Genomic DNA, 21,976 nt, shown 5'->3' with positions numbered 1-21,976 from the left:
CCGGTCGACTCCCTCGATCGGCACCGGACCGCACCCCGAAGCGGGCCCCGAAAGGCGCTGTGACCCGGATCTCATGACCCACCTCGCGGAAAAACCGCAGGTCAGCGCGGTAAGTTCGGCCTTCCTTGCTAGCGGTGGAGGGCAATACGCGCATAGCTTCGAGGGGTTGGAGGGGGAAGTGCCGCCATCGGCCCACACCTCGCTGAAGGGAGTAGGTCCCGATATGTCCGTCATGGAGATCATGGACGCCGCGGCGCCGACGCATGTGGCCCACCGCGACAATCACACCCACCGCGATGTGAACGGCGGCTGGCTGCGCCCCGCCGTCTTCGGCGCGATGGACGGTCTGGTCTCGAACCTCGCCCTGATGACGGGTGTCGCCGGCGGCGCGCTGTCGCAGCAGACGATCATCATCACCGGCCTCGCGGGTCTGGCCGCCGGTGCCTTCTCGATGGCCGCGGGGGAGTACACCTCGGTCGCCTCGCAGCGGGAGCTGGTGCAGGCCGAGCTGGACGTCGAGCGGGCCGAGCTGCGTAAGCACCCGAAGGACGAGCTGGAGGAGCTGGCGGCCCTCTACGCATCGCGCGGCGTCGAGCCGGCGCTCGCCCGGCAGGTCGCCGAACAGCTTTCCCGGGACCCCGAGCAGGCGCTGGAGATCCATGCCCGCGAGGAATTGGGCATCGACCCGTCCGACCTTCCTTCGCCCGCCGTTGCCGCGATTTCCTCCTTTGGATCGTTTGCGCTGGGCGCGCTTCTGCCTGTCCTTCCGTATCTGTTGGGGGCATCGGCGATATGGCCGGCGGTGCTGCTCGCACTGGTCGGTCTGTTTGCGTGCGGGGCTGTGGTGGCGCGGGTGACGGCCCGCTCCTGGTGGTTCAGCGGGCTGCGTCAACTGGCCCTCGGTGGCGCGGCCGCGGGTGTGACGTACGCCCTGGGGGCACTGTTCGGAACCGTCGTAGGGTGACGTTGCATACGGGTGACTGCATAATTAACGCGTTACCCGGCGGTTTCGATTCGTTGACGGCCGGGCATAAGGCCCAGGCGTCGCGGGCAATGTCGCTCGCCGAACGCCGCCTGTGGGACGGCTCCGTTTCCGTCCGCGTCCTTGACCCACCGCACATGCGGTGTCCGCATGTTGGAAGCCCCTTTTCGCTTTTCGAGAAGGCAGCCATCCTGTAACCTGCACGAAATTTCGCGGAGGGCCAACGTCGTCCCTCGGCAATGCCTATGCCACGACGACGTTGGGAGAGCCGATGCGTTCCGCGTCCACGCACTCCGCGACCACCAGCAGCGCCAGCGCCGCCGCATGGTCGCCCATGGACGGGCGCCCCGCCCAGCAGGGGATGTACGACCCGCGCAATGAGCACGACGCCTGTGGCGTCGGCTTTGTGGCCACCCTCACCGGCGAGGCCAGCCACGCACTGGTCGAGCAGGCGCTCACCGTCCTGACGAATCTGGAGCACCGCGGTGCCACCGGCTCGGAGCCCGACTCGGGCGACGGCGCCGGCATCCTGCTCCAGGTGCCGGACGCGTTCCTGCGTGAGAACGTCACGTTCGAGCTCCCCGAGGCCGGCGCCTACGCCGTCGGCATCGCCTTCCTCCCGTCCGATGCCCAGGATGCGGCCGAAGCCGTCTCACGCATCGAGACGATCGCCGATGAGGAAGGCCTGGACGTCATCGGCTGGCGGGTCGTCCCCGTCGCCCCGCAGCTGCTCGGCAACGGCGCCCGCGCCACCATGCCGGCCTTCTCCCAGCTCTTCGTGGGCGACAGCGAGAACACCGGCCTGGCCCTGGACCGCAAGGCCTTCGCGCTGCGCAAGCGCGCCGAGCGCGAGGCGGGGGTCTACTTCCCCTCGCTGTCCGCGCGCACGATCGTCTACAAGGGCATGCTGACCACCGGCCAGCTGGAGCCCTTCTTCCCGGACCTCTCGGACCGCCGCTTCGCCACCGCCATCGCGCTGGTCCACTCGCGGTTCTCCACCAACACCTTCCCGAGCTGGCCGCTCGCCCACCCGTACCGCTTCGTCGCGCACAACGGCGAGATCAACACGGTCAAGGGCAACCGCAACTGGATGCAGGCCCGCGAGTCCCAGCTCGCCTCGAAGCTCTTCGGCAACGGGTCCGAGGAAGACCTCGCGCGGATCTTCCCGGTCTGCACCCCGGACGCCTCCGACTCCGCCTCCTTCGACGAGGTCCTGGAGCTGCTCCACCTCGGCGGCCGCTCGCTGCCGCACTCGGTGCTGATGATGGTCCCCGAGGCGTGGGAGAACTCCACCGCCATGGACCCGGCCCAGCGCGCCTTCTACCAGTACCACTCCACGATGATGGAGCCCTGGGACGGCCCGGCCTGTGTCACCTTCACCGACGGCACCCAGGTCGGCGCGGTCCTCGACCGCAACGGTCTGCGCCCGGGCCGCTACTGGGTCACCGACGACGGCCTGGTCGTGCTCTCCTCCGAGGTCGGCGTCCTGGACATCGACCCGGCCAAGGTCGTCCGCAAGGGCCGCCTCCAGCCCGGCAAGATGTTCCTCGTCGACACCGCCGAGCACCGCATCATCGAGGACGACGAGATCAAGGCCGAGCTCGCGGCCGAGCACCCCTACCAGGAGTGGCTGGACTCCGGTCTGATCGAGCTCGCGGACCTGCCCGAGCGTGAGCACATCGTGCACACCCACGCCTCGGTCACCCGCCGCCAGCAGACCTTCGGCTACACCGAGGAAGAGCTGCGCGTCATCCTCGCGCCGATGGCCAAGGCCGGCGCCGAGCCCATCGGCTCGATGGGCACCGACTCGCCGATCGCCGCGCTCTCCGAGCGTCCCCGGCTGCTCTTCGACTACTTCACCCAGCTCTTCGCGCAGGTCACCAACCCGCCGCTGGACGCCATCCGCGAGGAAATGGTCACCTCGCTGATCTCCTCCCTCGGCCCCCAGGGCAACCTCCTGGAGCCCACCGCGGCCTCCTGCCGCAGCGTGACCCTGCCCTTCCCGGTCATCGACAACGACGAGCTGGCCAAGCTCATCCACATCAACGCCGACGGCGACATGCCCGGCATGAAGGCCGTGACCCTCTCCGGCCTCTACCGGGTCTCCGGCGGCGGCGAGTCGCTGGCCGCCCGGATCGAGGAGATCTGCGCCGAGGCCGACGCCGCCATCGACGACGGCGCCCGGCTGATCGTGCTCTCCGACCGGCACTCCGACGCCGAGCACGCCCCGATCCCGTCGCTGCTGCTGACCTCCGCGGTCCACCACCACCTCATCGCCACCAAGGAGCGCACCCAGGTCGGTCTGCTCGTCGAGGCCGGCGATGTGCGTGAGGTGCACCATGTCGCGCTGCTCATCGGCTACGGCGCCGCCGCGGTCAACCCGTACCTGGCCATGGAGTCCGTCGAGGACCTGGTCCGCGCCGGCACCTTCCTGCCCGGCGTCGAGACCGAGACGGCCATCAAGAACCTGATCAAGGCGCTCGGCAAGGGCGTCCTGAAGGTCATGTCCAAGATGGGCATCTCGACCGTCGCCTCCTACCGGGGCGCGCAGGTCTTCGAGGCCGTGGGTCTCGACGAGGGGTTCGTCGCGAAGTACTTCCACGGCACCGCCACCAAGATCGGCGGCGCTGGCCTGGACGTCATCGCCAAGGAGGTCGCGGCGCGGCACGCCAAGGCCTACCCGGCCTCCGGCATCGCCGCCACGCACCGCGCGCTGGAGATCGGCGGCGAGTACCAGTGGCGCCGCGAGGGCGAGCCGCACCTCTTTGACCCGGACACCGTCTTCCGGCTCCAGCACTCCACCCGCACGCGCCGCTATGACATCTTCAAGAAGTACACCGAACGGGTGAATGAGCAGTCCCAGCGGCTGATGACGCTGCGCGGCCTGTTCGGCTTCAAGAGCGACCGCGAGCCGATCTCGATCGACGAGGTCGAGCCGGCGTCCGAGATCGTCAAGCGCTTCTCCACCGGCGCGATGTCCTACGGATCGATCTCCCGCGAGGCGCACGAGACCCTCGCCATCGCCATGAACCAGCTGGGCGGCAAGTCCAACACCGGTGAGGGCGGCGAGGACCCCGACCGTCTCTACGACCCGGCGCGCCGCTCCTCCATCAAGCAGGTCGCCTCCGGCCGCTTCGGTGTGACCAGCGAGTACCTCGTCAACTCCGACGACATCCAGATCAAGATGGCGCAGGGCGCCAAGCCCGGCGAGGGCGGCCAGCTGCCCGGCCACAAGGTCTACCCCTGGGTCGCCAAGACCCGGCACTCCACCCCGGGCGTGGGCCTGATCTCCCCGCCGCCGCACCACGACATCTACTCCATCGAGGACCTGGCTCAGCTGATCCACGACCTCAAGAACGCCAACCCGGCGGCCCGCATCCACGTGAAGCTGGTCTCCGAGGTGGGCGTCGGCACCGTCGCCGCGGGCGTCTCCAAGGCGCACGCGGACGTGGTCCTGATCTCCGGCCACGACGGCGGTACGGGTGCCTCCCCGCTGACCTCCCTCAAGCACGCGGGCGGTCCCTGGGAGCTGGGCCTGGCCGAGACCCAGCAGACGCTGCTGCTCAACGGCCTGCGCGACCGGATCGTGGTGCAGACCGACGGCCAGCTCAAGACCGGCCGCGATGTCATCATCGCCGCCCTGCTGGGCGCCGAGGAGTACGGCTTCGCGACCGCCCCGCTGGTCGTCTCCGGCTGCGTCATGATGCGCGTCTGCCACCTGGACACCTGCCCGGTCGGCATCGCCACCCAGAACCCGACGCTGCGCGAGCGGTTCAACGGTAAGGCCGAGTACGTCGTCAACTTCTTCCAGTTCATCGCCGAAGAGGTCCGTGAGCTCCTCGCCGAGCTGGGCTTCCGCAGCCTCGAAGAGGCCGTCGGCCACGCCGAGCTGCTGGACACCACCAAGGCCGTGAACCACTGGAAGGCGCAGGGCCTGGACCTGGCCCCGCTGCTGCACGTCCCCGAGCTGCCCGAGGGCGCGGTCCGCCACCAGATCACCGTCCAGGACCACGGTCTGGAGAAGGCGCTCGACAACGAGCTGATCAAGCTCGCCGCCGACGCGCTGTCCGCGGACACCCCCGAGGCCGCGCAGCCCGTCCGCGCCCAGGTCGCCGTACGGAACATCAACCGCACGGTCGGCACCATGCTCGGCCACGAGGTGACGAAGAAGTTCGGTGGCGCGGGCCTGCCCGACGACACCATCGACATCACCTTCACCGGCTCGGCCGGCCAGTCCTTCGGCGCGTTCCTGCCGCGCGGCATCACGCTGCGCCTGGAGGGCGACGCCAACGACTACGTCGGCAAGGGCCTCTCCGGCGGCCGGATCGTGGTCCGCCCGGACCGCGGCGCCGACCACCTCGCCGAGTACTCCACCATCGCCGGCAACACCCTCGCCTACGGCGCCACCGGCGGCGAGCTGTTCCTGCGCGGCCGGGTCGGCGAACGCTTCTGCGTCCGTAACTCCGGTGCGACGGTGGTCTCCGAGGGCGTCGGCGACCACGGCTGCGAGTACATGACCGGCGGCCACGCCGTCATCCTGGGTGAGACCGGCCGCAACTTCGCGGCGGGCATGTCCGGCGGTATCGCCTACGTCATCGACCTCGACCCGGACATGGTCAACCGTGAGCTGGCCGACGCGGTCACCACTTTGGACGACACCGACAAGCGGTGGCTGCACGACGTCGTGCGCCGCCACCAGGAGGAGACCGGCTCCACCGTCGCCGCCAAGCTCCTCGCCGACTGGGACGCGGCCGCCGCGCGCTTCAGCAAGGTCGTCCCGGCCACCTACCAGGCAGTGCTCGCCGCCAAGGACGCCGCCGAGCGAGCCGGACTCTCCGAGTCCGAGACCCACGAGAAGATGATGGAGGCGGCGACCAATGGCTGACCCCAAGGGCTTCCTGACCCACGAGCGCGAGATCGCCAAGACCCGCCCCGTCGAGGAGCGCGTCAAGGACTGGAACGAGGTCTACCAGCCCGGCTCCCTGCTGCCGATCATCAGCAAGCAGGCGTCGCGCTGCATGGACTGCGGCATCCCGTTCTGTCACAACGGCTGCCCGCTCGGAAACCTCATCCCCGAGTGGAACGACTACGCCTACCGCGAGGACTGGACCGGGGCCAGCGAGCGGCTGCACGCGACCAACAACTTCCCGGAGTTCACCGGTCGCCTGTGCCCCGCCCCCTGTGAGGCCGCCTGTGTGCTGGGCATCAACCAGCCACCGGTGACCATCAAGAACGTCGAGGTCTCCATCATCGACAAGGCGTGGGACAACGGCGATGTCACCCCGCAGCCGCCCGAGCGCCTCTCCGGCAAGACCGTCGCCGTCATCGGCTCCGGCCCGGCCGGGCTCGCCGCCGCCCAGCAGCTGACCCGGGCCGGCCACACCGTCGCCGTCTACGAGCGCGCGGACCGTATCGGTGGTCTCCTCCGCTACGGCATCCCCGAGTTCAAGATGGAAAAGCGCCACATCAACCGCCGTATCGAGCAGATGCGCGCGGAAGGCACCAAGTTCCGTACGGAGGTGGAGATCGGCCGCGACATCGACGCCAAGAAGCTGCGCAAGCGCTACGACGCCGTTGTCATCGCCGCCGGCGCCACCACCTCCCGCGATCTGCCGGTGCCCGGCCGTGAGCTGAACGGCATCCACTTCGCGATGGAGTTCCTGCCGCTCGCCAACAAGGTGCAGGAGGGCGACCTGACCGTCGCCCCGATCAGCGCCGAGGGCAAGCATGTCGTCGTCATCGGCGGCGGCGACACCGGCGCGGACTGCGTGGGCACCGCCCACCGTCAGGGCGCGGCCTCCGTCACCCAGCTGGAGATCATGCCCAGGCCGGGCGAGGAGCGGAACGCGGGCCAGCCCTGGCCGACCTTCCCGATGCTCTACAAGGTCACCTCCGCGCACGAGGAGGGCGGCGAGCGGGTCTACTCCGTCTCCACCACCCACTTCGAGGGCGACGAGGACGGCAACGTCCAGTTCCTGCACCTGATCGAGGTGGAGTTCAAGGACGGCAAGCTGGAGCAGAAGCCCGGCACCGAGCGGAAGATCCCGGCCCAGCTGGTCACCCTCGCGATGGGCTTCACCGGCACCGACCAGGAGAACGGCCTGGTCGAGCAGTTCGGCCTGGAGCTCGATGAGCGCGGCAATGTCGCCCGCGACGCGGACTTCGCCACCAACGTCCCCGGCGTGTACGTCGCCGGTGACGCCGGCCGCGGCCAGTCGCTGATCGTGTGGGCCATCGCCGAGGGCCGCTCCGCCGCCCGTGGCGTGGACCGCTTCCTGACCGGAGCCAGCGCCCTGCCGGCTCCCATCAAGCCGACGGATCGCGCACTGACCGTGTGAGTCCCCGTCCCTGAATGTCCCGTACAACGTCGTACGGAACAACCGCGGCGCCTGTCCCCTCCCCCCGACCGGAGGGCAGGCGCCGCGGGCTTTTGCCGCGGGGCCGGGCTCCTAGGAGCCGCTGCGTTCCGCGGGGAAGCGCCGTCCCAACTGCCGGGCCATTTCCCGCGCGGGTGCCGGCACGGCCTGCTGCGGTGGTGCGGCCGACGGACGGAAGTCGTGCACCGGCGGATGCCACGCCCCCAGATCGATACGGCGGTCCCCCAGATCGATCCGGCGGTCGCTCAGCGGCAGCACCCACCGCGGGTCGGCATGCACCCGCAGCACCTGTGCCTCGATCTGCGTCCACGCCCCGTCGGTCACCGTGCGCTCACCGACCCGCCGCGCCTCCAACTGCACCGGACAGTGCACCAGTCGGGGCGGCCGCACCAACTCGGACGGCTCCGTCCACGGTGCGTCCTTCGCGGACGGCATGGCGCCCGCGCCTTCATCGGTCCCCGTACCGTCCGGCGGCAGATTGAACACCACGTCCGGGCGTACCGCGAGATTCTGCGCGGTACGGCCACGGGCCGGCAGCCAGACGCTCACCACCGGGCCGAGCTCCCACCGGATCCGCAGCTCGACCAGCACGAATGTCCCGTCGTCGTTCTCCGTGGACAGCAGCGCCGGGGTGACCGAACTGCTTTTCTCCACTGCGCCTTTCATGCCTCAGAGGATAGAAGCCGGATGATTCGGTGCTCACCGAAATGTTATCTGCAGTTACTCTCTGCGCATGAACCGATGGGACGCCGATAATGAAAGCGTCGCGGAAACCCCCGATCTGGCCGCCCTCGCGGCGCTGCTCGCGGACCGCACCCGCGCCGCCATCTGCATGGCCCTGCTCGACGGCGGCGCCTGGACCGCCGGCGAACTCGCCGAATACGCCGCGGTGGCGCCCTCCACCACCACCGAGCACCTCAACCTCCTGGTCTCCGGCGGCCTGCTAGCCGAGGAACGCCAGGGGCGGCGGCGCTATGTACGGCTGGCCGGGCCGGACACCGCGGAAACCCTGGAGAACCTCGCCGGCCTGGCCCCCTACCGCCAGGTCCCGATCCGCTCGCTGGCCGAGGCCAACCAGCGCAGAGCCCTGCACCACGCCAGAACCTGCTACGACCACATCGCCGGCGCACTCGGCGTGGCCATCGTGGAGGCGATGACCGAACGCGGCCTGCTGGCACGGGACTACGGTCTGGTGCTGACCGGTGCCGGCGCCCAGTGGCTGACCGCCCTCGGTATCCCCGACGCCGGTCCGTCGGCCGCCCACCGGGCCCATGTCCGCACCTGCCTCGACTGGACGGTGCGCCGTCAGCACCTCTCCGGCGCGGTCGGCGCCGCCCTCTACCGGCACGCCCTGGACCGCGGCTGGATCGTCAAGGCCCATGCCACCCGGATCCTCACCCTCACCGAGACCGGCCGGGCGGCCTTCCGTGCCCAGCTCGCGCTGCCCGACGCGGCGCTCTTCCCGTCCCTGACGTTCTCACCGCCCCGCGGATGGCCACCCCGCGGCTGACCGTGGCGCGGCCCGGTCAGCCCTCTCCGACATGGCCGATCCGGTCGTCGCCGAGCTTGCGCTGGGTGTCCTGGAGCAGGATCCGCAGCAGACCGGCCAGCTGTTCCTGCTGCTCGGGGGAGAGTCCGTCGATCAACTCGGCCTCGCGGCACAGCACTTGGTCGACGGTGGCCTCGACCAGCGCATGGCCCGCCGGTGTCAGCTCGACCAGCACCGTACGCGGACGGCCCTCGCCGGGCCGCCGGGTCACCAGCCCCTCGCGCTCGGCGCGCGCCACCCGCTGGGAGACCGCCCCCGCGGTGACCAGGGAGCGATGGCTGAGCTCACGGGTCGTCAGGGTGTACGGCTCGCCGCTGCGGCGCAGCACACTGAGCAGATCGAGGGTGGCCGGGTCCACCCCGGCGCGGGCCAGCACCCGGCGCCGGTCGTCGCCCAGGAGCTTGGCCAGCCGCCAGATCGGCGTCACGATCCCGATCGAGGAGACCGGAGTGCCCGGGCGTTCGCGCTCCCAGGCGGCGGCGATCTCCTCGACGGGGTACGAGGTGGCACGGTCCATCGGGTAGCCGTAGCCGTCCTTCGCCTCGTTCTCTCTTGCCACGGGCTCTCCCGGTGATGTTATGTTCAGCTCTAAATTTAGAGCTGAACGTGATGGACGGAGCTCAGCATATGTCACGCACCATCCTGGTCACCGGCGGCGGATCCGGCATCGGACGCGCCGTGGCCCACCACTTCGCCGCCCAAGGCGACGACGTCGTCGTCACCGGCCGGCGCACCGGCCCCCTCAACGAGACGGCAGCCGGCCACGCCACCCTCCGCCCGCTGGTCTGCGACCACACCGATCCGGCCGCGCTCACCGCGCTGCTCGCCGAACTCCCCGGGCGGATCGACCTCCTGGTCAACAACGCCGGCGGCAACACCGACTTCGACGCGGACGGCACCACCGACCTGGCGGCCTACGCCCGGGACTTCCGCGCCAACCTCGACGCCAACCTGCTCAGCGCCGCGCTGACCACCAAGGCGCTGGAGGACCGGCTGGCGGCCGGCGGCGCGGTCGTCCACATCGGGTCGATCGCCGCCGACCAGGGAGCCGGCTCCTACGGCGCGGCCAAGGCCGGCCTCGCCTCCTGGAACGTCGATCTCTCGCGGGCGCTCGGCCCCCGCGACATCACCGCCAACGTCGTCTCACCCGGCTATATCGCCGGCACCGAGTTCTTCCGCGACCGGCTCACCGACGAGCGCCGCGACCACCTGGTGGCCGCCTCGGCGGTGCGCCGCGCGGGCTCCCTGGACGACATCGCGGGAACGGTCGCCTTCCTGGCCTCACCGGCGGCCCGGCACATCACCGGCCAGGTACTGAACGTCAACGGCGGCACCCGCACCACCCGTTGATGCCCGCCCGGTCGCGGCACACCAGGACACGCCCTACGCGTCGTCGCCCTCCGCGAGGCGGGCCGGGAAACCGCCGGTCGCGAGCGGGCCCCAGCGCATCGGTGTCACCCGGATCAGCGACTTTCCCTGCTGACGCATCGCCTCCCGGTACTCGTCCCAGTCCGGGTGCTCACCGGCGATATTGCGGTAGTACTCGACCAGCGGCTCGACCGAATCCGGGGCGTCGATGACCTCGGCCTCGCCGTCGATCTGCACCCACGGGCCGTTCCACTCGTCGGACAGCACGATGACGCTGACCGACGAGACCCGACGGGCGTTACGGACCTTGGCGCGCTCCGGATACGTCGACATCACCAGCCGCCCGGAGTCGTCCACCCCACAGGTCAGCGGCGAGCCCTGCGGAGTGCCGTCGGAACGGCGGGTGAGCAGGATCGCACGGTGACGGGGGCGGACGAACTCCAGCAGCTCGGGCAGCTCGACACGGGTGTTGGTGGCGATGGAAGGGCTCATACGGCCGAGCCTAGATCTTGGAGCGGACTCCAGCGCCCACCGCGGATCGAACACGCCCGCAGGTCTCGGCCGCCGGCCGTCCGCCCACCGCTCACCCCTTGAGAAGCTGCTTGCCGGTCGCCGCGTCCACGACCTTGCGGTCGGCCAGCGCACTCTTGAGCCGCACCGTCACCCTGTCGGTGGCCAGGTTCTCGGTGCACATCCCCTTGGCGCTCTTCTTCTTGCCCCAGCCGGTGATCACCACCAGGTCCTTCGACTCATGGCTGCGCGCGCCGAAGCGGATATCGCAGGCGCTGTGCCCCACGGTCACCGTGATCTCCCGTACGTCCGTGTTCTTGGGGCGCTCCACACCGACCAACGGCAACAGCGCCTGCTGCCGCCCCGCGATCGGGGAGACCTTCGGCCAGCTGCGCACGATCTGGTCCGCCCGCCGCTCGAATGCGTCCTGCTTCTTCGGCGGCGGCGCGGTGCCCACGGTCTGCTGCTTCTGCCCGCAGCCGGACAGTGCGACGGCGCCGGATGCCGCCAGCGCGAGCGCGGCGGCGAGCGTACGGGTGCGGGAGAGGTGGGATCCTCGCATGACATGCCTCCTTGGTTCAGCGCTGTGACGTACCGAAGGCAAGACAGGTTCCGGCCTCTTTCGCCATACGCTCAATCCGCCCACGGCGCAAAGCCGGTGGCAGCGCCCCGCCTGCCAGTTAGCGTCCGTCCCATGGACACACTCACCGAAATCGCCTCCGCCGTCTGGCAACTCCCCTTCCCCGTAGGGCACGTGTACGTCGTGGCCCTTCCCGACGACGGGTACGCCGTGGTCGACACCGGCATCCCCGGCTCGGCCCCTGCCATCCTCGACGCACTCGCCCGGCTCGGTGGCCGGCCGGACCAGCTGCGGCAGATCGTGCTCACCCACTCCCACATCGACCACATGGGCTCCGCCGCCGACCTGGTCGCCGCCACCGGCGCCCGCGTACTGGCCGGCGCACCGGACGTCCCGTACATCCGCGGCACCGCCCCCGAACCCGCGGCGGCGCTGACCGCGGCCGAACAGACGCTGCACGACGGGATCATGGCGAACTTCGCGACCGCCGAGGTTCCGCCGCTGCGCCATGTCGAGGTCGATGTCGCCCTCCAGGAGGGAGACACCCTCGACGACTGGCCGGAGCCGGTACGGGTCCTGCACGTTCCCGGCCACACACCGGGCGGAATCGCGCTGCACCTCCCCGAGAGCCGCTTGCTGTTCCCCGGCGACATCATCGGCACCGGCCCCGGCGGCACCCATGTGGTCCTCGGGCCGTTCAACGTCGACCGCGAGACGGCCATCGCCTCCTTCCGGCGGCTCGCCGCCCTCGACGACGTCGACACCGTCTGCGTATCCCACGGCGACCCGATCCGCGGCGGCGCCCGCGCCGTTCTGGCCGCGGCCACACCGGAGAAGGACTGGCGCTGACGACGGAAACGGCCGGCGAGGTGTGCCGCGGCCCGCGCGAGCGGGACGGGGCGCCGGGTCAGCCGGAATCGCGCGCCTCGACATGGAAGGTGCCCAGCCGGTGGGTGAGGGGCGCGGCGGCGGGGTCGCGGATCAGGGCGGCGACCCATTCGGCGACCCGCTCCGGCGGGGTGATCTCGGCGCGGACGCTGGTCAGGCGGGGGCGCAGCAGCCGGGCCAGCAGCAGATCGTCCGCGCCGACCACCGCGATACGGCTGGGGGCGCCGGTGCCGATGGTGTGGCCGGCGTCCTGCAGGGCGCGCATCAGCAGCATCGCGTACTCGTCGTTGTAGGCGAACACCGCGTCCAGGCCCCGTTCCTGCCAGGCGGCGGCGAGCCGTGCCGCGGACTCCTCGGTGAGGGCGAGGTCGAGCGGGTGCACCTCGGCGTCGGGGTGGGCGGCGGCCGCGGCCCGTACGCCCGCAAGCCGGGACTCGGCGAAGGCGGTCAGGCCCGGTTCGGCGGGCCGGACCACGCCGATCCGGCGGCGGCCGCGGGCCAGCAGATGTTCACCGGCCCGCAGTCCGGCCTCGCGCTGGTCGAGGAAGAGGCTGTGGGCGCCGGGGGGCGCCGACGGGCCGTGGGTGAGGACCGCGGCGGTGCCGGCGCGGCGCAGCAGCTCGACCGCGGGCGCGTCCAGCGGCGGGCCGTGCAGGGTGAGTACGGCGGCGGGCCGTAGTTCGGCCCAGGCGCGGGCGGCCGCCGTCGGGGAGGCGGCGGGCGCGCCGTGCAGCACGCCGGTGTAGCCGAGGTGGTGCAGCGCGGTCTGGAATCCGGCCAAAAAACGGGTGAAGAGGGGGCCGAAGGCCAAGGCCGTGTCGGCGGGGGCGGCCAGCAGAACGATGCTGCCCCGGCCGGCGCGCAGGCTGCGGGCGGCGGCGTGCGGTACGTATCCCAGCTCCTCGGCGGCGGCCCGGACCCTGGCCTGGGTGCGCTCGCCGACGCGCCCGGCGGCCTGCCCGTTCAGGACGTAGGAGACCGTCGCGCGCGAGACCCCGGCGCGACGGGCAACGGCCGCGCTGGTCGGGGGTGTTGGGGTGGCCCGGGGGACCGCTGGGTCAGTCATGCTGCTGGGCATCCTCGCACAGGGTTTTTGCCCGGCGTGGTCGGGGCGGGGCACCTCCGCGGAGTCTACTTACACGTGTAATCTCGGCCGGGTGCGGTCCCGGCCCGGGAGCCGGGTCCGGGGACAGCGTGAGCCGGAGAGCGGACGGACCGAGGAGAGAACGGGCATGCAGCTGCACACCCATGAATGGGGCGCCGGCGGGCGGACCGCGGTGCTGGTCCACGGAATGATGTCCGACCACCGCACCTGGCACCGGGTCGGCCCCGCGCTCGCCGAGCGGGGCTATCGCGTCATCGCCGTCGATCTGCGCGGCCACGGCCGCAGTCCGCGCGGCGACTACGGCGCCGAACTGTTCGCCGAGGACCTCGTGGAGACCCTGCCCGCCGCCCCCGAGGTCGCCATCGGGCATTCACTGGGCGGCCTGGCGCTGTCCCTGGCGGTGGAGCGGCTGCAGCCGCGGCGGGCGGTCTACAGCGATCCCGCATGGTCGCTCGGCCGGGTCGAGCAGCCCGTCGACCCGGCCGTTTTCCTCGCGTTCAAGAATGCCGACCGGACGATGGTGCGGAGCTTCAATCCGCGCTGGGACGCCGCCGATGTGGACATCGAACTGGCCACGCTCGCCGACTGGGACACCGGCACCGCCCTCGCACTGTCCGCCGAGCGCCTGCAGGACCGTACGCCCGAGAAGCCGGTCGTCCCCTCGCTGGTGCAGATCGCGGGGGAGGGGTTCCTCTTCTCCGGCCACGAGGCGGCCGAGCTGACGACCCGTGGCTTCGAGGTCCGTACGGTGCAGGGCGCCGGGCACACCATCCACCGCGACGACTTCGACGGTTTCCTGGCGGGCCTGGAGGGCTGGGTCTAGCCCAGCCCCCCGCAGCGGAAAACGCCGTTCCCGGCCGGGCGCGACCGGGCGGCAGGCCCTTCGCCGCAGTCGGCTCCCCGTCAGGTATCGCAGTCCAGCAGCGTCTTGCACAGCCCGCAGCGCGCCTGGAGCCGGCCGCGCACCGGCACCCGGATCCGCTGATGGCAGGCGGGGCAGGGGAACGACACCCGCAGCGGCGACGGGCCCTCGAAGACATAGCCGTCACCGGGGCCGGCCGGCCGTTCGGCGCGCCGGGGATCCTGCGCCGCCCGGCGGTCCTTGGCGTAACGGAGCCGGGCGGCCCAGCCTGCGGCGGCGAGCGGCGGCCGGCGCGCGTCCTGGCGGGCCCGCGCCACCCCCGCCGTATACGCGTCGTACGCCTGCGGGCTGGTGAACCACGGCCCCGGGTCCTCACCGAAGAACTCCGCCCGCTTGGCGAGGACATAGCCGAACTCCTCCGGCGTCAGATAACCGAGTTTCTGCGAGAGCGGGCCGTGCTCGCGATAGGCGTCCAGCAGCAGCCAGCCCGCGCCGAGATAGGTGGTGGCGGTGTCGGTGAGGATCTCGTTGTCGTGGGTGCCGGGGAACGACAGATCCAGTCGGTGCAGATAGACATGCATCACCTCATGGGCCAGCGCGGCGCCGATGTCCTTGCGGTGCTTCCTGAAGCGGTCGTTGAGCTCGATGAAGTACTCGGGACCCGCGGTGAGTTCGATGTTCGCCGCATGTTCCATCTCGCGGAAGGTGACCACCATCCGTGCGTCCGGCAGATGCAGCTGCCGGACGAGGGCGCGGGCGATCCGCTGGGCGCCCAGATGCAGGTCCTCGGTGTCGTCGAAGGCCACATCGACCGGCAGCACGCTGGTGGCGAAGGTGCTCACCGTGTCGTACGACAGGCGTTTGAACAGGGCCGTGACGGCCGAACGCACCGTGTCGATATGGGGATATCCGTGCTCGATCTCGCTGCCACCCGTGGTCACCCGGCCACTCTACGGGTGTCCGGGAACGTCCGGTATGGGCCGTACGGGGCCTGGGTGGTAAGGGAGTTGGCCGGATGCGCACCCTTGTCACTCTGATCGCCCACTCCACATAATCACAGGGCGCTTTACGGACTCATCCCCCACTGGGTCCGGACGCCTTACGGCGTGCTGTCGTCCTCCACGCTCATATTCGCGACGGCCACGTCCGGCTCCGGTGTTGGCATGGGCTCGTCATCGACGTGCAACCCCCCACGAAAGGAAGCCCGTTGCGCAGCTACCGGAAGCACCTCAAAAGAAGCACTGCCGTAGGCGCGATCGCGCTGGCCGCCTTCAGCCTCCAGCCCGGCTCGGCCTCCGCCGCCCCCGCACCGGACCCGTCCGGCTCCGTCCACACCAAGGTCGTCGGCGGCACCAAGGCCGACCAGGGTGAATTCCCCTTCATGGTCCGGCTGTCGATGGGCTGTGGTGGCGCCCTCTACGCCAAGGACATCGTGCTCACCGCGGCGCACTGCGTCGAGGGCAGCGGCGACAACACCTCCATCACCGCGACCGCGGGCGTGGTCGACCTGGAGGACTCCGCCGCCGTCAAGGTCAACTCCACCAAGGTCCTGCAGGCCCCCGGCTACGACGGCAAGGGCAAGGACTGGGCGCTGATCAAGCTCGCCAAGCCGATAGACCAGCCCACCCTGAAGATCGCCGAGGACGACAAGCTCAACAACGGCGACTTCACCATCGCCGGCTGGGGCGCCGACAAGGAAGGCGGCGACCAGCAGCGCTACCTCCTCAAGGCGAGTGTGCCGTTCGTCGATGACGCCGCCTGCCAGAAGGCCTACGGCGACCAGCTGACGCCCGGCGACGAGATCTGCGCCGGCAAGCTGGACACCGGCGGTATCGACACCTGCCAGGGCGACTCCGGCGGCCCGATGTTCCGCAAGGACGACGCCGGCCAGTGGCTCCAGGTCGGCATCGTCTCCTGGGGCGAGGGCTGCGCACGGCCCGGCAAGCCCGGTGTCTACAGCGAGGTGAGCGCCTTCGCCGCGAACATCAAGAAGGCCGCGGGCGAACTCGGCGGCTGATCGCACCACGCGCGTACACGAAGGGCCCGGGGAGCCGTTGCTCCCCGGGCCTTTTCGGTCCTCGGCCGCCGGCCTCCGCCGGGTCCTCGGCCGCTGGCCTCCGCCGGGTCCTCGGCCGCTGGCCTCCGCCGGGTCCTCGGCCGCTGGCCTCCGCCGGGTCCTCGGCCGCTGGCCTCCGCCGGGTCCTCGGCCGCTGGCCTCCGCCGGGTCCTCGGCCGCTGGCCTCCGCCGGGTCCTCGGCCGCTGGCCTCCGCCCGGTCCTCGCCCCCGGTCCTCGCCCCCGGACCTTGGTCCGGGTCTTTGGTCCCGGTCCTTGGTCCCCCGCCTCCCGGACGTTGGTCCGTCCCCGCCGGGGACCAATCTCACCCTTTCGACCGGGTCTTGTGCCGTCAGCGATGACCGTACGGCCCATGGGCGGCCCCGTGGCAGCTCCCTAACGTGAACGACATGTCCTTCGAGCCCCGCCCCCGGCCCCCGGCGCGCGACCGCGACCACCGTGTGACGGTCGTCGCCGCCCTGCTCCTCGCCGCCTCCGCCGCGGCCCTCGCCTACGTCCTGCTGGGCGGCCATCACGGCCCCGTCGAGTGCGAGTCGGACGCGGACGCCCCCTCGCGCGCGGTCCCGGCCTGACGCCGGCCGCCCGGACCGGAACCCGTACCGCTCCTGGCCCCACATCTGTCCAACACCTGCCCCTCCTTTGTCCATAGGCGCACGCCCCGCACCGGCAGCACGCTGTCGTCCGACAGGCAGTGCAGGTACGAAGGAGGACAGCGCGCGTGAACGAACAGACAGGCGCCCCGCGCGGGCCCAGCCGCAGAAAGGTCGTCACCGCCACCGCGCTCGCCGGGGTCGCCGGCGCCCTCCCGCTCGGCGCACACCCCGCCGCGGCCGCACCGCGCGCCGGCGAGGCGGTACTGCGGTCCGACGCGCTGGAGATCCGCGTCGACACCGCCTTCCCGCGCATCGTCTCCTACACCGACCGCGGCACCGGCGCCGTCCTGCACGGCCAGGAGACCCCGGTCGCCCAGGTCCTCATCGACGGCACCGCCCGCACCCCGCAGGTCACCCACCGCACCCGCGCCGACCGTGCCACCTACACCCTCCGCTTCGACGGCGGCACCGAGCTCACCGTCGAGATCGCCGTCCGGGACTGGCAGGTCACCTGGCGGGTCACCGGGATCACCGACACCCCGGCGCTGCGCATCGGCACCCTGGACATCCCCGGCCTCGCCCTGCTGAGCGTCCGCAGCGACCAGCCCGGCGCCGCGCTGCTCGCCGCCCGGATCGAACTCGACAAGGCCAAGAGCGGCGACACCCTGGTGCAGGTCACCGCCGACACCCCCGCCGAGGCCGCACCCACCGGATGCGCCTACGCCGTCGTCGCCACCGACCGGCTGGCCGCGGCCGTCGAGACCAACACCGTCCACGACAAGCCCTCCGGCGCCACCACCTGGGAGAACGGCCGGCTGTGGCGGCAGACCGTCAAGGGCGACGGCTTCGTCAAGGCACAGCTGGTCTGCGGGCAGTGGACGCACCGGGCCGCCGGACAGCCGGTGGACGCCACCGACCCGCTGCCGTACGCGACCGTCATCGTCACCCGCGACCGCAACGGCGACGGCACCGTCGACTGGCAGGACGCCGCGATCGCGCTGCGCGACATCATGGTGGTGCCGCTGGGCGCCGACGAACAGCATCTGCGGGTCGTCCCGCACATCCCGTTCAACTTCGCCAGCCAGGCCACCAACCCGTTCCTCGCCACCCTCGACAACGTCAAGCGGATCGCGCTGGCCACCGACGGGCTGCGGCAGTTCACCCTCCTCAAGGGCTACCAGTCCGAGGGTCATGACTCCGCGCACCCCGACTACGGCGGCAACTACAACCGGCGGGCCGGCGGACTCGCCGACCTCAACGCCCTCGTACGTGCCGGCAAGAAGTGGAACAGCGACTTCGCGGTGCATGTCAACGCCACCGAGTCCTACCCCGTCGCCCACGCCTTCTCCGAGCGGCTCGTCGACAAGGACGACAAGCAATGGGACTGGCTCGACCAGTCCTACCGCATCGACCCCCGCCGCGACCTGGTCTCCGGCGACATCGCCCGGCGCTTCGCCCAACTGCGCAAGGAGACCGACCCGGCCCTGACCACCCTCTACATCGACGTCTTCCGCGAGTCCGGCTGGAACTCCGACCGGCTGCAGCGCCATCTGCGCGACCAGGGCTGGCAGGTCACCACCGAATGGGGCCACGGGCTGGAGCGCTCCGCCCTCTGGTCGCACTGGGCCAATGAGACCGACTACGGCCCCGACACCTCCCGCGGCATCAACTCCCGGCTGATCCGCTTCGTCCGCAACCACCACAAGGACGTCTTCGCCGACAAGTGGCCCACGCTGCTGGGCAGCGGCCGGATGGGCAACTTCGAGGGCTGGGTCGGCAAGACCGACTGGCACGCCTTCCACACGATCATCTGGACCGACGCCCTGCCCGCCAAATACCTCCAGGCGTACCCGATCAAGACCTGGGGCGCGCACGAGATCACCTTCGAGGGCCCCACCAAGACCTCCGTCAGCGACGCAGAGGGCACCCGCAAGATCACCACCGACGGCCGCCTCGTCTACGACGGCGGCACCTATCTGCTCCCCTGGGAGCCCCGCCGGGCCACCGACCCCGACAAGCTCTACCACTACAACCCCCGTGGCGGCACCTCCAGTTGGACACTGCCCCGCGGCTGGTCGGACGCCACCACGGTCTACGCCTACCGGCTCACCGACCAGGGCCGTACCCAGGAAACCCGGGTCCCGGTCAACGGCGGCAAGATCACCCTCACCGCCCGGGCCGGCGTGGCCTACGTCGTCCACCGGAGCAAGGCCCCCGCCCAGGGCGGACCCGGCTGGGGCGAGGGCACGCCCCTGACCGACCCCGGCTTCCACTCCGGCACCCTGGACGGCTGGCAGGTCACCGGCCCGGCCGCCGTCAAGCTCTCCGAACTCGGCGACCACGAGCTGGTCATCGGCGCGGGCGGCGCCGCCACCGTCGCCCAGAAACTCACCCGGCTCGCCCCCGGCACCTACGCCGCCTCCGTGCAGATCGAGGTCGGCGCCGAGGCCGGCGAGCGGCGGCGGGCCGCCCTGGAGATCCGTACCGCCGACGGCGTCACCGCCGCCAACTGGACCGACGCCTCCACCGCCGGCAACTACGTCGCCGCCGACCGCAAGTCCCGCACCCGCTTCCAGCGGCTGTTCACCCACTTCACCGTCCCCGACGGCGGCGGCCCGGTCACCCTCGCCCTGACCGCGGCGGCGGGCCGGGCCCGCGTCCGGTTCGACAACGTACGCGTCGTGCCCGCCGAGCCCACCGCCAAGAAGGGCGCACTGGCCTACGAGGACTTCGAGAACGTGCCCCAGGGCTGGGGCGTCTTCGTCAAGGGCGACGCGGGCGATGTCACCGACCCCCGCACCCATATCGCCCAGCGGCACGCCCCGTTCACCCAGCGCGGCTGGAACGGCAAGGCGATCGACGATGTCATCGACGGCGGCCAGTCGCTCAAATCGCGTGGCGAGAACACCGGTCTCGTCTACCGGACGGTCCCGCACACCGTCCGCTTCACCCCCGGCCACCGCTACCGGATCACCTTCCGCTACGAGAACGAGAAGGCCGGCCAGTACGCCTGGATCACCGCGGTCGACGACCCCACCGCCCGCGAACTGACCCGCAGCCCCCTGCCGGTCGCCACCCGACCCACCACCTGGGCCTACGAGTTCACCGCACCGGACCGCGGCGAGGCATGGGTCGGACTGCGCAAGGTGGGCGACGACGGGACGGCGGAGTTCGTCCTCGACACCTTCGAGGTACGCGAGGTGTGACGCGCCGTGGGGGCGGGCCGGCCCGCCCCCACGGATCCCTCAGCGCACCGCCGCGCAGGGATACAGACCGGGCGCCCCCGCCCCTTCCCCCACCAGGGCCGGGGCGCCCTCCAACTCCCACACCAGCAGCTCGTTGTCCCCCTCACGCAGCACCGGACCCGGCACATACAGGGTGCGCTGCGGCCCCACGGCCCAATAGCGCCCCAGACAGAACCCGTTGATCCAGACAAAACCACGCGTCCAGCCCGGCAACGCGAGATCGGCGTCACCGGGCCGCCCGGCCAGGGTCAGCGTCCCCCGGTACAGCCCCGCGGCCCCCTCCGCCCCCGCCGCCGCCCGGAACGCCACCTTCGCCACCGCCTCGGCATCCTCCATCGCGTCCAGCCGCAGCCCCCGCGACCGTACGCCGTGCAGAAACTGCCGCTCATGCAGCAGCCCGCCCACGATCCCCTTCGACTCGGCGAGCCGCGGTCCGTAGTTGACCCGCCCCAGTGACTCCACCCACAACTCCACCGACGCCGGCCCCGCCACCTCCCCGATCACCGCGTCCTCGGTGTCCACCACGGCCGTACGCACCCCGTCCACCCACACCACCGCCCGGTCCCGCAGCCCGCGCACCCGCAGCGGATACCGTCCCCGCGGCCCCGGCACCTCCACCCGGTAGCGGACCACGCCCCGGTCCACACCCAGCTCCTCGAACGTCGCCGGACCGCCCCCCTCGACCTCCGCACCGCCCAGCGCCGCCATCACCTCCCCGGCCGGCGCCCACTCCCCGACCACCGCACGCACGGGCGCCGACAGCACCAGCGGCGGCTCCGGCACTTCCGGCAGCGGCCCCTCCGCCCACTCGGCGAGCACCTCCCTGAACCGCCAGAACTTCTCCGTCGGACGCCCGCGTTCATCGACCGGCGCCCCGTAGTCGTACGAGGTGACCGTCGCCCGCAGCGCCTCGTCCTGCAGCTCACCCGCGCGATTGGCCCCCGCCCGGCCACCGAAGCTGGTGCCGCCGTGCGCCATATAGATGTTCACCGACGCACCGCACTCCAGAATCTCCCGCAGCGCCGCCGCCGCGTCCTCCGGAGCCCGCGGCGCCTGTGCCTGCCCCCAGTGCGCGAACCACCCGCACCAGAACTCCATACACATCAGCGGACCGTCCGCCTGATGACGGCGCAACGTCGCAAACGCCTCCCGGGCCCCCGACCCGAAGTTGGCGGTGGCCAGCACCCCCGGAATCGAGCCACTGCTCAGCATGTGGTCCTCGGGCCCGTCCGAGGTGCACAGCGGCACCCGGATCCCCCGCTCACGCAGTCGCTCCACGATCCACGCCAGATACCGCGCATCGCTGCCGTACGAGCCGTATTCGTTCTCCGCCTGCACCATGATCACCGGCCCGCCGCCCGGTCCGCCGGGCCCCGATACCGCTGTGCACTGCCGCGCCACGACCTGCGGCAGCAGCCGCTCGAACCACGCGTCCACGGCCCGCAGATACACCGCGTCCCACGTCCGCACCCGCCGGCCCAGCGGCCCCGTCAGCCACTCCGGCAGCCCGCCGTTCTCCCACTCCGCGCAGATGTACGGCCCCGGGCGGACGATCGCCCACAGCCCCGCCGCCTGCACCGCGTCCAAAAAGCGCCCCAGCTGCTCCGGATCCTTGAACTCGCCGGGCCGCGGTTCGTGCAGATTCCACGGCACATACGTCTCCACACAGTTCAGGCCCATCGCGCGGAGCATCGCCAGCCGGTGGTCCCACTGCGCCTCGTGCACCCGGAAGTAGTGCAACGCCCCGGACAGCAGCCGCAACGGCCGCCCGTCCAGCGCGAAGTCCCGCTCGCCCACCACGAACTGCGCCACGATTCCCGCCCTCGCTCGTCGTCTGTGCGC

General features: G+C 71.4%; 17 protein-coding genes. 10 read left to right on the top strand and 7 right to left on the bottom strand.

Features of this window, described 5'->3' with window-relative positions:
* Nucleotides 1-232: 232 nt before the first annotated feature.
* From KI385_RS12660 to KI385_RS12650, 3 genes are all read left to right on the top strand, one after another.
* Nucleotides 233-964 (top strand): VIT1/CCC1 transporter family protein, encoded by a 732-nt coding sequence (locus tag KI385_RS12660; protein WP_238577681.1) that lies wholly within the window; start codon nt 233-235, stop codon nt 962-964.
* Nucleotides 965-1,316: 352 nt separating this feature from the next.
* Nucleotides 1,317-5,867 carry a glutamate synthase large subunit gene (gene gltB, locus KI385_RS12655; protein ID WP_238572279.1) on the top strand — a complete coding sequence of 1,517 codons (4,551 nt, stop codon included), beginning with the start codon at nt 1,317-1,319 and terminating at the stop codon, nt 5,865-5,867.
* Entirely contained in the window at nt 5,860-7,320 is a 1,461-nt protein-coding gene (locus tag KI385_RS12650) for a glutamate synthase subunit beta (RefSeq protein WP_238572278.1), read from the top strand. Before gltB ends, KI385_RS12650 begins: the two co-directional genes overlap by 8 nt.
* A gap of 111 nt (nt 7,321-7,431) precedes the next feature.
* On the opposite strand, the gene KI385_RS12645 is transcribed toward KI385_RS12650, so the two are convergent.
* The gene (locus tag KI385_RS12645) at nt 7,432-8,025 is read right to left on the bottom strand and encodes a hypothetical protein (protein ID WP_238572277.1); all 594 of its coding nucleotides are present in this window, start codon (nt 8,023-8,025) and stop codon (nt 7,432-7,434) included.
* A gap of 67 nt (nt 8,026-8,092) precedes the next feature.
* Here KI385_RS12645 and KI385_RS12640 point away from each other — a divergent pair, with 67 nt between their 5' ends.
* Nucleotides 8,093-8,869: an ArsR/SmtB family transcription factor gene (locus KI385_RS12640; RefSeq protein ID WP_238572276.1), complete on the top strand. Its 777-nt coding sequence runs from the start codon at nt 8,093-8,095 to the stop codon at nt 8,867-8,869.
* Between the two features lie 16 nt (nt 8,870-8,885).
* Here the strand turns inward: KI385_RS12640 and KI385_RS12635 are convergent, their stop codons facing one another.
* The gene (locus KI385_RS12635) at nt 8,886-9,425 is read right to left on the bottom strand and encodes a MarR family winged helix-turn-helix transcriptional regulator (protein WP_238577680.1); all 540 of its coding nucleotides are present in this window, start codon (nt 9,423-9,425) and stop codon (nt 8,886-8,888) included.
* 110 nt (nt 9,426-9,535) lie between these two features.
* Here KI385_RS12635 and KI385_RS12630 point away from each other — a divergent pair, with 110 nt between their 5' ends.
* Complete coding sequence (locus KI385_RS12630; RefSeq protein ID WP_238572275.1) at nt 9,536-10,258, top strand: SDR family NAD(P)-dependent oxidoreductase; 723 nt, start codon at nt 9,536-9,538, stop codon at nt 10,256-10,258.
* A 33-nt stretch (nt 10,259-10,291) separates the two neighbouring features.
* Here KI385_RS12630 and KI385_RS12625 read toward each other — a convergent pair whose 3' ends face one another.
* A complete protein-coding gene (locus KI385_RS12625; RefSeq protein ID WP_238572274.1) occupies nt 10,292-10,768 on the bottom strand; it encodes a PPOX class F420-dependent oxidoreductase in 477 nt (158 codons plus the stop codon).
* 91 nt (nt 10,769-10,859) lie between these two features.
* Nucleotides 10,860-11,348: a hypothetical protein gene (locus tag KI385_RS12620; RefSeq protein ID WP_238572273.1), complete on the bottom strand. Its 489-nt coding sequence runs from the start codon at nt 11,346-11,348 to the stop codon at nt 10,860-10,862.
* 132 nt (nt 11,349-11,480) lie between these two features.
* Here KI385_RS12620 and KI385_RS12615 point away from each other — a divergent pair, with 132 nt between their 5' ends.
* Nucleotides 11,481-12,215 carry an MBL fold metallo-hydrolase gene (locus tag KI385_RS12615; RefSeq protein WP_238572272.1) on the top strand — a complete coding sequence of 245 codons (735 nt, stop codon included), beginning with the start codon at nt 11,481-11,483 and terminating at the stop codon, nt 12,213-12,215.
* A gap of 58 nt (nt 12,216-12,273) precedes the next feature.
* Here KI385_RS12615 and KI385_RS12610 read toward each other — a convergent pair whose 3' ends face one another.
* The gene (locus KI385_RS12610; protein ID WP_238572271.1) at nt 12,274-13,320 is read right to left on the bottom strand and encodes a LacI family DNA-binding transcriptional regulator; all 1,047 of its coding nucleotides are present in this window, start codon (nt 13,318-13,320) and stop codon (nt 12,274-12,276) included.
* Between the two features lie 166 nt (nt 13,321-13,486).
* On the opposite strand from KI385_RS12610, the gene KI385_RS12605 reads away from it, so the two are divergent.
* Nucleotides 13,487-14,182: an alpha/beta fold hydrolase gene (locus KI385_RS12605; RefSeq protein ID WP_238572270.1), complete on the top strand. Its 696-nt coding sequence runs from the start codon at nt 13,487-13,489 to the stop codon at nt 14,180-14,182.
* Nucleotides 14,183-14,262: 80 nt separating this feature from the next.
* Here the strand turns inward: KI385_RS12605 and KI385_RS12600 are convergent, their stop codons facing one another.
* The gene (locus tag KI385_RS12600) at nt 14,263-15,162 is read right to left on the bottom strand and encodes a hypothetical protein (RefSeq protein ID WP_238572269.1); all 900 of its coding nucleotides are present in this window, start codon (nt 15,160-15,162) and stop codon (nt 14,263-14,265) included.
* Between the two features lie 266 nt (nt 15,163-15,428).
* Between KI385_RS12600 and KI385_RS12595 the strand changes: the two genes are divergently transcribed.
* From KI385_RS12595 to KI385_RS12585, 3 genes are all read left to right on the top strand, one after another.
* Nucleotides 15,429-16,238, top strand: a complete 810-nt coding sequence (locus KI385_RS12595; protein WP_238572268.1) for a S1 family peptidase — start codon at nt 15,429-15,431, stop codon at nt 16,236-16,238.
* A gap of 447 nt (nt 16,239-16,685) precedes the next feature.
* Entirely contained in the window at nt 16,686-16,868 is a 183-nt protein-coding gene (locus KI385_RS12590) for a hypothetical protein (RefSeq protein WP_238572267.1), read from the top strand.
* A 146-nt stretch (nt 16,869-17,014) separates the two neighbouring features.
* Complete coding sequence (locus KI385_RS12585; RefSeq protein WP_238572266.1) at nt 17,015-20,095, top strand: endo-alpha-N-acetylgalactosaminidase family protein; 3,081 nt, start codon at nt 17,015-17,017, stop codon at nt 20,093-20,095.
* A 39-nt stretch (nt 20,096-20,134) separates the two neighbouring features.
* On the opposite strand, the gene KI385_RS12580 is transcribed toward KI385_RS12585, so the two are convergent.
* The gene (locus KI385_RS12580) at nt 20,135-21,946 is read right to left on the bottom strand and encodes a beta-galactosidase (RefSeq protein ID WP_238572265.1); all 1,812 of its coding nucleotides are present in this window, start codon (nt 21,944-21,946) and stop codon (nt 20,135-20,137) included.
* Between the last annotated feature and the right edge of the window lie 30 nt (nt 21,947-21,976).

This window comes from Streptomyces inhibens (assembly GCF_022221585.1).
Lineage (GTDB): Bacteria > Actinomycetota > Actinomycetes > Streptomycetales > Streptomycetaceae > Streptomyces > Streptomyces inhibens.
The sequence above is the reverse complement of the archived record's forward strand: the minus strand, read 5'-3'. Positions and strand labels throughout refer to the sequence as shown.